The organism is Archangium sp. (assembly GCF_036388035.1).
Lineage (GTDB): Bacteria > Myxococcota > Myxococcia > Myxococcales > Myxococcaceae > Archangium.
On sequence record NZ_DASVSO010000826.1, the window covers coordinates 1 to 9,069 of the forward strand.

At 69.7% G+C, this 9,069-nt stretch carries 10 protein-coding genes; 4 read left to right on the forward strand and 6 right to left on the reverse strand.

Annotated features, from left to right (window positions below; translation table 11 throughout):
* The 6 genes from grpE to VF697_RS34095 form a co-directional block, all read right to left on the reverse strand.
* A partial coding sequence (grpE, locus tag VF697_RS34070) for a nucleotide exchange factor GrpE (protein WP_331101598.1) occupies positions 1–435 on the reverse strand: 435 nt, incomplete at its 3' end.
* Between the two features lie 50 nt (positions 436–485).
* Positions 486–731 carry an RNA polymerase sigma factor region1.1 domain-containing protein gene (locus VF697_RS34075; RefSeq protein WP_331101600.1) on the reverse strand — a complete coding sequence of 82 codons (246 nt, stop codon included), beginning with the start codon at positions 729–731 and terminating at the stop codon, positions 486–488.
* Between the two features lie 119 nt (positions 732–850).
* Positions 851–2,908 carry an ATP-dependent zinc metalloprotease FtsH gene (gene ftsH, locus VF697_RS34080; RefSeq protein ID WP_331101602.1) on the reverse strand — a complete coding sequence of 686 codons (2,058 nt, stop codon included), beginning with the start codon at positions 2,906–2,908 and terminating at the stop codon, positions 851–853.
* Between the two features lie 207 nt (positions 2,909–3,115).
* Positions 3,116–4,075: a hypothetical protein gene (locus VF697_RS34085; RefSeq protein WP_331101604.1), complete on the reverse strand. Its 960-nt coding sequence runs from the start codon at positions 4,073–4,075 to the stop codon at positions 3,116–3,118.
* A 1-nt stretch (position 4,076) separates the two neighbouring features.
* Entirely contained in the window at positions 4,077–4,484 is a 408-nt protein-coding gene (locus tag VF697_RS34090) for a (deoxy)nucleoside triphosphate pyrophosphohydrolase (protein WP_331101606.1), read from the reverse strand.
* A gap of 71 nt (positions 4,485–4,555) precedes the next feature.
* Positions 4,556–5,716: a serine/threonine-protein kinase gene (locus VF697_RS34095; RefSeq protein WP_331101608.1), complete on the reverse strand. Its 1,161-nt coding sequence runs from the start codon at positions 5,714–5,716 to the stop codon at positions 4,556–4,558.
* A 227-nt stretch (positions 5,717–5,943) separates the two neighbouring features.
* On the opposite strand from VF697_RS34095, the gene VF697_RS34100 reads away from it, so the two are divergent.
* From VF697_RS34100 to VF697_RS34115, 4 genes are all read left to right on the forward strand, one after another.
* Positions 5,944–6,360: a helix-turn-helix transcriptional regulator gene (locus tag VF697_RS34100; RefSeq protein ID WP_331101610.1), complete on the forward strand. Its 417-nt coding sequence runs from the start codon at positions 5,944–5,946 to the stop codon at positions 6,358–6,360.
* A gap of 123 nt (positions 6,361–6,483) precedes the next feature.
* Positions 6,484–6,975 (forward strand): cytochrome c-type biogenesis protein, encoded by a 492-nt coding sequence (locus tag VF697_RS34105; protein WP_331101612.1) that lies wholly within the window; start codon positions 6,484–6,486, stop codon positions 6,973–6,975.
* Positions 6,972–7,919 carry a tetratricopeptide repeat protein gene (locus VF697_RS34110; RefSeq protein WP_331101615.1) on the forward strand — a complete coding sequence of 316 codons (948 nt, stop codon included), beginning with the start codon at positions 6,972–6,974 and terminating at the stop codon, positions 7,917–7,919. Before VF697_RS34105 ends, VF697_RS34110 begins: the two co-directional genes overlap by 4 nt.
* 112 nt (positions 7,920–8,031) lie before the next feature.
* Positions 8,032–9,069, forward strand: a 1,038-nt coding sequence (locus VF697_RS34115; RefSeq protein ID WP_331101617.1) for a PAS domain S-box protein, incomplete at its 3' end; no start/stop codon positions are given.

The following is a 9,069-nucleotide window of genomic DNA, read 5'->3' on the forward strand; positions in this document are numbered from 1 at the left end:
GATGCGCTCGATGCCCATCTGCTGCAGCTTCGAGAGCAGCCCGTCACGGATCAGCTTCACGCCTTGCACGAGGGGCGAGGCCGCGTCCGCCCCGCCCATGGCGAGGCTGCGATCCAGCTCGTCCACCGCCTCCAGGAGCACCGTGGCCACGTTGCCGCGCTCCACGTCCATCATCCGCTCGCGCTCGCGGGTGAGGCGCTGCTTGAACTCCTCGCGGTCCTTCTGCACCTCCTGGTAGGCGCGCGCGAGCTGGTCCACGCGACGCCGGGTCGCCTCCAGCTCCGCCTCCAAGCGCTGCCGCTCGGGGTCCACCGCCGGCGCGGACGACTGCTCCTGCTGCTCGGCGGACGTCTCGGGCGCGCCCGTGGTGGCGGCGGCCTCCTGGGCCTGGTTGCCGTCCTGCGGCGGCCCATCTGTCCGGGGATTGCCGTTCATGCGGCGAACGTAACCAGCCCCGACTGTGTGTCAACGTATGGATGACAGGACTAGTGCCCGGCGGGCGTGGCGGGCTGCTCGGACATGAAGCCGTGGTCCACCTGACCCGTCACCTCGTCGATGATCTCCACCTGGGCGGCCCGGAGCGAGTAGTACAGCAACCAGCGCTCGGCCGCCGTGAGTGTCCCGGCGGGCAGTGCCTTCTCGATCTCCTGCATCGTGAGGCGCCCCTCACGCAGACCCTTGGCGAAGAGTGCCTTGCGAGCCATGTAGCTCTTCCCGATTCTGTTTTCCACGGCCTCTCCCTCCTTCCCGGCCAACATAATTTCGCCCTTCCAACACCGCAGAACATGCGGCGTGGAAGGGCGATGGCAAGCTCGGAGGGCAGGCGGGCAACCGCCCCCGCTCCGCGGGTTCAGGCGTCCGGCAGCTTCCCTTCGGCGTGCTGGGCACCCGGGGGCGGCGTCTCGTCCACGCCGACCGGGTGGGCGGAGATGACCTGGCGGGCCTCGGGGTGCAGCAGGCCCCGCTCCGCGGTGGCCTTGGGGCCGAGCAGACGGAGGATCTCATCCTCGTCGATCACCTCGGTGGCCAGCAGCCGCGCGGCGAGCACCTCCACCTTCTCCCGGTTGGTGGCGAGGACATGCCGGGCCCGGTCGAGCGCCTCGGTGACCATCTTGCGGATCTCCTCGTCCACCATCCGCGCCGTCTGCTCCGAGTAGGTGCGGATCTCCGGCCCGCCCGCCGAGCGCAGGAAGCCCGGGTTGTCCGCCCCCAGCGCCACCGGCCCCAGCGAGCTCATGCCGTAGTCGCGCACCATCATCTTGGCGATCTCCGTGGCCTGCTTCAGGTCGTTGGAGGCCCCGGTGGACACCTCGCCGATGAAGAGCTCCTCGGCGGCGCGTCCGCCCATCATCGAGGCCATCTTGTCGCGCAGCTCGTCGTAGGACATGAGGTAGCGGTCCTCGAGCGGCAGGGACATGGTGTAGCCCAGCGCGGCGATGCCACGGGGGATGATGGAGATCTTCGTCACCCGCTCGGCATACGGCAGCATCCAGCCCACCACCGCATGGCCCGCCTCGTGGTGCGCGACGATCTCCTTCTCGCGCTCGTTCATCCGGCGGTTCTTCTTCTCCAGGCCCGCCACCACGCGCTCGATGGCCTCCTCGAAGTCCGCCCGGGTGACGTTCTCGCGGTTGCGGCGCGCGGCCAGCAGGGCCGCCTCGTTCACCACGTTGGCCAGGTCCGCGCCCGCGAAGCCCGGGGTGCGCGAGGCGATGGACTTGAGGTCCACGTCCGGCCCCAGCTTCACACCGCGGGAGTGGATCTCCAGCACTTGCTCACGGCCGCGCTTGTCCGGCCTGTCCACCAGCACCTGCCGGTCGAAGCGACCCGGGCGCATGAGCGCGCTGTCCAGGATTTCGGGCCGGTTGGTGGCCGCCAGGATGATGAGGCCCGCGCGGCTGTCGAAGCCGTCCATCTCCGCCAGGAGCTGGTTGAGCGTCTGCTCGCGCTCGTCATGGCCGCCAGCGACACCCGCGTTGCGGCTCTTGCCGATGGCGTCCAGCTCGTCGATGAAGATGATGCACGGCGCCTTGGCGGTGGCCTGCGCGAACAAATCCCTCACGCGGGCGGCGCCCACACCGACGAACATCTCCACGAACTCGGAGCCCGAGAGGCTGAAGAAGGGAACGCCCGCCTCACCCGCCACGGCGCGCGCCAGCAGCGTCTTGCCCGTGCCCGGCGGACCCACCAGCAGCACGCCCTTGGGGATGCGGCCGCCCAGCTTGCGGAACTTCTCCGGCGTCTTGAGGAACTCGACGATCTCCCGCAGCTCGTCGACGGCCTCGTCCACGCCCGCCACGTCCTTGAAACCCACGCCGGTATCGGCCTCGGCCTGCACCTTGGCGCGCGTCTTGCCAAAGCTCATGACGCTCTGCGGACCCTGGCCGATGCCGCCGCTCATCCGCCGCATCATGAAGCTGAAGAAGACGAAGGCCAAGGCGATGGGCAGCAGCCAGATCAACAGCAGATCCGAGAAGTTGGACTGGGGCACCGCCTCGTACTGGACGCCCTGCTGCTCCAGCAGCGGGACGAAGTCCTCATCCCCCTGGACGCGGTAGGCCAGCCACGGCAGCGCACTGGGCTCGCCACGCAAGGGCCCGACTCCGCTCGGCGCGTCGGCCGGCGGCGGCGCGGCGCTCTCCTTGAGGAAGCCCTTCACCCAGTCGGGCGAGAGCTGCACTCGGGAGAACTGGCCCTGCTGCACGCCCTCACGGAACTGGCTGTAGCTGACCCGCCGCACTCCCGCGTCCTGGAAGACGTTGCGGAACAGCATGAAGCCCAGGACGAGCAGAAGGATGTAGCCCAGCGGCGAGCCGAACCTGAAGCCCTTGTTCGTGGGAGGCGAAGGCTTTTCCTGCTTCTTTCCGCGCGGGCTCATCCCCGGCGGTAGCGTGTTCTGAGGCTTCATCGTCGACGCACTCCCCCTCCCCCATTCCACGTACCCCTGGTGGTACGTGGTACGACTTCTCTGCTGGCCAAAGATGTTCACACCCGCTCGCCGGTCAACCCGCCATGCGGATGCAGAGCCAGTATTTGAGGTAACGCGGGAACACCTCACGTCCATCCGGCCAGCAGCACTGCCAACCAGAAGACACCCTTCTGTCGGGGACGCCGATCAGCGGCAGTCCACCCGATACAGAAGTTGGCCAGCGAACTCGGAGCCCAGCAGGTAGGCACGGCCTCCGGGCAGGTACGTGAGGGCCTCGGACTGGGCCTGGCTCGGACCGGGCACCTCGGCCACCTGGCCCTGGACGAGCTCCTCCAGGCGGGTGGCTCCGGGACGACGCACCTCCCAGACGCGGGTATAGGTGCGCAGCAGCAGGCGCTGCCCCGACTCGTGGAGGTCCGCCGCGGTGGTGCGGAAGTCGACATCCCCCGGCGCGTGCAGCTCACCCAGGCGCGTGGCCTTCGTCACGCTGCCCGGCGCCAGCCCCTCCAGCGAGAAGACGGCGCCCAGCGAGGCGCGCTCCTTGGTGATGACCGCCAGCCGCCCCGTCCTCGGCTCCAGGACGAGGGCCTCGGCGTCGTGCGGCTTGTCCGGGTAGCTGAAGGGCAGCGTCTCCACGGCGACGGTGGCGTCGGCCACCTGCTCCGGCTCGGGGAAGCGGAAGAGGCGCACCTGCTTGCGGCGCTCGAAGTTGTCCCCGATGTCGGCGACGTAGAGGCACGAGCGCCCATCGCCCGGGGCACACGGGCCCAAGGCAACGTCCTCGAGATCCAACCGGCCCAGCTCCTTCGCGTCCACGCCCGTGAGGGTCAGGGTGGCGAGCACCGCCCCCACATCATTGATGGCGAACACCTGGAAGGCGTTGCCGGAGTCGTTGTGGGTCCAGTAGACGCCCGGGTGGCGGAGGCTCGCGGCGAGGCCGGACATCTCGGCCAGCACCAGGGGGACACGGCCGGTGTTCGGAGGACTGCCGGTAACACGCGGCTCCCCATAGAGAGAGCAGCCGGGCAGGCCCTCGGCGGGCGGGTAGCGAGGGTCCGCGGCCTGGGCGGCTTCAGGTCCCGACGGCTTCTTCGTCGTGCAGGCGCCCAGCAGCACGCCCGCGAGTACCAGGGCGGAACGACGCACGTCAGGCTTCCAGCCCCAGCAACTTGGCCAGCGTCTTCGCGTCGGCGTCGGGGAACTGGTACTTCGACATCTCCTCCAGCGTTACCCAGCGGTGGTCATGCACGCGCAGGTGCTGGATGGCGGACTCGGGGCTGGTGAGCCGGCAGCGGTAGACGCGGAAGTCGATGTCGTAGGAGGGGTACTCGTGGTGGGTATGGAGGGCCTGCTCCAGCACCTCCACGGCCACACCCATCTCCTCGCGGATCTCCCGGGCGAGCGCCTGCTCGTCCGGCTCCCCCTCCTCCACGCGGCCGCCGGGGAACTCCCAGAGCAACGGCAGCGTCGCCTTGGGGGGGCGCTGGGTGATGAGGTAGCGCCCCTCGGCGTTCTGCAGCATCGCGCCGACGACGCGGATGTGACGGCGAGCCATCTCCGGACTCCTTCTCCAAACAGAAGCAGGAAGGCGGCGGACTAGCACGGGCCGGGGCTCCTGGCCAAGTGTCAGGACCCCCTGACAGGTCTCTTGCGGCGACCCCGAGACACCGTCCCCCCCCGTTTCGAGGCGTTGGAGGGCTCCCCCTCCCCGTCGCGCAGGGCGGCCTCGTGCAGGGCGGACATCTCCGCCGCCAGCTCCATCCGCCCATACCGCTGGCCGGATGCCCACAGGTAGTCGCGGAGGGCCTGGCACAGCTCCGCCCCCGTTGCGTAACGGTCCTCCCGCCGCGGCGCCAGCACCCGGTGGAGGATGGAGCGCAGCGCCTCCGGCACCGAGCGCGTGGCCTCCTCCACCTGCCGCGTGCTCAGGGTGCGGATGCGCCGCATCAGCTCGGTGGTGCGCGTGGGGCCCAGCTCCTCGAGCCCCGGCACACGGCTGGCCCCCGGGAAGTCCCCCCGCGCCCGGAGGTGGCGGACGCGCAGCTCGGCCTCGTAGCGGGCGTCGGCGTCGAAGAGGTGCCGGCCGGTGAGCAGCTGCAGGAAGACGAGGCCCAGGGAGAACAGGTCCGAGCGCCCGTCGAGCGGATCCATCGCCACCCGCTCGGGAGAGCTGTACGCCAGGGGGCCGAAGTCGGCGTCTCCCTCCGTGGACATGCGTCCCTCCAGGCGGGACCAGGCCCCGCCGAAGTCCGTCAGCATCACCTCGCCCTGACGGCCCACGAGGATGCCCTGGGGCGTCACGTCCCGGTGGACGATGCCCAGGTGCCGGCCCTTCTCATCCACCCGCGCGTGCGCGTAGTGCAGCGCGTCCGCGACCTCCGCGGTCATATGGCAGGCGAAGGTCTCCGAGAGGGGCAGTCCCGTCCCGGTCGCCCGACGCATCAGGTCACCGAGCAGGTCCCCCTCGACATGATCGATGAGGAGGATGGGCTCCTCCGCGGAGCCGCCCATGAGCTGCACGGAGACGATGTTGGGGTGCTGGAGCTGGCCACCCAGCCGTGCCTCCTCCACCAGCCGCTGGTAGTCGAGCTGCCGCGCCACGCGGTTGAGCCGCTTGAGGACGGTGAGGCCCCCAAGCCCATCGTGATAGCGCTGCCGGGCCAGCAGCAGCTCGCCATGGTGGCCCTGTCCCAACGTCCGGACGAGCTCGTACGTCGCCAGCCCGGCGTGGAGGACCACGGGGGGGGAACCGGGCAAGGGGGTGTCAGTGGACGACCGACGCGACATGCGGGGAACTCCTTCGACGAGATGTCGGCGAGATGACTCGGGAGGTAAACACGCGCTTCCTGAACGACCAAGAAGGATGACGGGGACGAATGCGGGCCAATGTTCGAACACTGACCTCTGGAGTCATATCTTCCTCACACATGACTCTTGAAGTCACCATTATTCCAGTTATCTTTGAAGTCACGTCCCCCGGCGTACCTTCCCCCCCACCCAGGACTGCACGGCATATGGCTTTCCCACGAGGACTGGCAACGACCATCGGTACAGCGGCGCGAGCCGCGCGAGTCCGGGCCAATCTCACCCAGGAGGACGTCGCCGAGCGTGTGGGGCTCGCCACCGAGGTGTACGGGAGGCTGGAGCGCGGCGGAATGCTGCCCAGCGTCCCCACGCTGCGGAAGCTGTGCGAGACCTTGAGCATCCCCTCGGACGTGCTGCTGGGGCTCACGCCCGCGCAGGAGAACTTCTGGGCCAAGGAGGCCCCGCCCCGCCCCGTCGAGGAGCCGGCGGAGATCCGCCGCCTGGTGCGTACCGCCAAGAAGCTCGAGCCGGCCGAGTTCCGCCTGCTGGGCCTCATGGCCACCGGCCTGCTGCGCCTGCGGCAGATGCGGCACGGCCGGGGGCAGCCTCAATCCACCACCTCCTAGCGGGCCCCCCCTCGGCCCCTGGACAGCGGGCGGGCGGGCACGGAGGTCGCTCCCCTGCCCTCGGGTTTCCCTGGGCAACACCCGCCCAGTGGCGGTAGGTAGGTTGGGCCCCTGGCCCTCCACATGACCGCTGCCCTTCTCTCGCTCACCCTCTTTCTCGGCATCGCCACGGGCCAGTACGCGCCCCAACAGGCCGGGAGTGAACCCCTCGCGCCTCCCCTGGAGGCCCGCGTCCAGCATCTCGGCAAGGAGCTGCGCTGCGCCGTGTGCCAGGGCCTGTCCGTCGCGGACAGCCCCTCCTCCATGGCCCGCGCCCAGCTCGACAAGATCCGCGAGCTCGTCTCCGCCGGAAAGTCGGACCAGGAGGTGCGCGAGTACTTCGTGGCCCGCTACGGCGAGTGGGTGCTGCTGCAGCCCAAGGCCGAGGGCTTCAACCTCTTCGTGTGGCTGGGGCCCGTGGCCCTGCTGCTGGGCGGAGGCTTCGTCATCTACCGGCAGGTGCGGCGCGAGCCCGAGCCGTCCGCTCCGGCCGCGGCGCCACCTCCCGCGCCCGCCACCTCCAACGACACCGTGGACCCGTACCTCGCGGCCGTGCGCCGGGAGATGGATCAATGAACCCCCCGACCACCAACTGGCTGCCCGGCCTCATCGTCCTCGCGGTGGGCTTCGTCACCGCGGCGTTCTTCCTCTTCGTGAGCCGCAGCAAGGCCGCGAGCACGCAGGCGCCGCGAGACGGTGCGCTCGATGACCTGGAGCGGCGCTACCAGTCCCTCATCGAGCAGCTCAAGGAGCTGGCGGCGGACAAGCACTCGCTGCCGGCGGAGCGCTACGAGGCCGAGCGGTCGCGGCTGGAGCAGGAGGCCGTGGCGGCCCTGCGCGCCAAGGACGAGCACCTGAAGAAGCAGGGCGGCGGAGACACGGTGTCCGCGCCGCGGCCGGCGCCGGTGGTGTCCAAGGGCGGCCTCTCGCCGCAGCTCCAGGGCGCGCTGTGGGGCGCGGGCATCGTGCTGTTCTTCGGCTTGCTGGGCTACCTGCTGGTGTCCGAGCAGCGACCGCGCGGCGAGGACGACACGGCGACCGGCAAGGTGCCTCCGGGCATGGCCGCGAACGCCCAGCAGCAGCAGCAGGGCGAGCCGCAGATGGACCAGGAGCTGGCCGAGGCGTGGGAGCGCGTGAAGGCCAACCCGTCGGACCTGGATGCCGCGTCCCTGTTGAGCCACGAGCTCATCCGCCGGCAGATGTACGAGGACGCCGAGCGCGTCACGATGCGCGGGCTGGCGGTGGATCCATTCAACGTGGAGCTGCGGGTCCACAAGGGTGTGCTGCGGGCCGTGCGCGGCGACGAGACCGGCGCGGAGAAGGAGCTGACGCAGCTGGTGGACACGTACCCGGACGCGCAGGAGGCGCTGCTGTTCATGGGCGCGCTCGCGGTGCGCCGGGGCGACAAGGCGAGCGCGCTGGAGAACTTCGAGCGCTTCGCGGTGGAGGTGCCGGCCAACATGCAGCCGCCCCCGCTGCTCATGGCGATCCAGCAGCTCCGTACCGAGCTGGGCAAGTAGAGCCCCACTGCCCCGGTGGGTTCGATTCCCACCACCTCGCCCCGGGCGCCATCTGGCGCGCCGGGGTTTTTTTTTCATGGCACTCCCTTCTCCTCCTTCGCCAGAGCGGACCATGCGCTCCTCCTCCGAGCCGACCGAACAGTCCTCCACGAGCACCGGCTCGCGTGCCTGGATCCTCCAGCGGCTGGATGCCCTGCTCTCGGAGCCCCTGAGGAGGACGCCCCCTTCGGAGCTCGTCCGCTACCGGATCCTGGTGGGTGCCGGCTGCTTCCTGCTCTTCTTCAACATCATCTTCACGGTGTGGTCGCTCCTGCTGGGCCTGCCTCCCTATCCCAGCGCCATCGCCAGCCTGCTCTACCTGGGATCGCTGTTCCTGGTGCGCGGCTCCACCACCCCTGGCCCCCCCACGGTGCTCATCCTGACGACCATGCTGCTCGCGATGCTGGGGACCGCCATTGAATTCAAGTTCCCCTACATCGGCATGCATGCGATGCCCATGCTGATTCCCGCGCTTGCCGTCTTCCTGGCGGGCACACGGGTGGGGCTGATCGTCACCCTCATCCTCATCGCGATGCTCAGCCTGGGCTACCCGCTCTACCTCTCGCGAGTCGGCATCGCTCCAGAGGCCTTTACCCCCGCCGCTCTCGGGTTCTCCTACTTCTTCGCGGCCCTTGCCTTCCTGGGGGCCTGGGGACTGGGGTCGTTGCACGACACCACGCGGGACTCGGCCCAGGCCTTCCTCGAGCGGACGCTGAAGGCGCTGCGCGAAAGCGAGAGCAAGCTGAGCAGCGTCCTGGAGAGCACGGACGATCTCGTGGTCTCGCTCGACATGGAGGGACGCCTGCTCACCGCCAACTCAGCGGCCAGACACTTCCACCACCGGTGCTATGGCAAGGAGCCCGTGGTGGGCCAGGTCTTCGGGACCAGCCAGCCCGAGCGCCCGGAACTCTGGAAGTCGCCGCTGGCCCAGGTGCGCGCCGGACAGCGCGCGAGGCTCGAGGATGAGTACGAGGTGGATGGCACACGGCATCTCCTGGATGTCCACCTCAGCCCGCTGCTCGACCCGGAGGGACGAGCGGTGGGAATGACTCTCTTCGCACGGGACATCACCGCCCGGCGGGAGGCCGAGGCACGGCTGAGCGAGATGCAC

Bases quoted from the DNA above. Each gene is read 5' to 3' on its own strand.
- VF697_RS34105 (WP_331101612.1), top strand. From the start codon at position 6,484: ATGACCGCTGCCCTTCTCTCGCTCACCCTCTTTCTCGGCATCGCCACG.
- VF697_RS34095 (WP_331101608.1), bottom strand. From the start codon at position 5,716: ATGTCGCGTCGGTCGTCCACTGACACCCCCTTGCCCGGTTCCCCCCCC.
- VF697_RS34110 (WP_331101615.1), top strand. From the start codon at position 6,972: ATGAACCCCCCGACCACCAACTGGCTGCCCGGCCTCATCGTCCTCGCG.
- VF697_RS34100 (WP_331101610.1), top strand. From the start codon at position 5,944: ATGGCTTTCCCACGAGGACTGGCAACGACCATCGGTACAGCGGCGCGA.
- VF697_RS34090 (WP_331101606.1), bottom strand. From the start codon at position 4,484: ATGGCTCGCCGTCACATCCGCGTCGTCGGCGCGATGCTGCAGAACGCC.
- ftsH (WP_331101602.1), bottom strand. From the start codon at position 2,908: ATGAAGCCTCAGAACACGCTACCGCCGGGGATGAGCCCGCGCGGAAAG.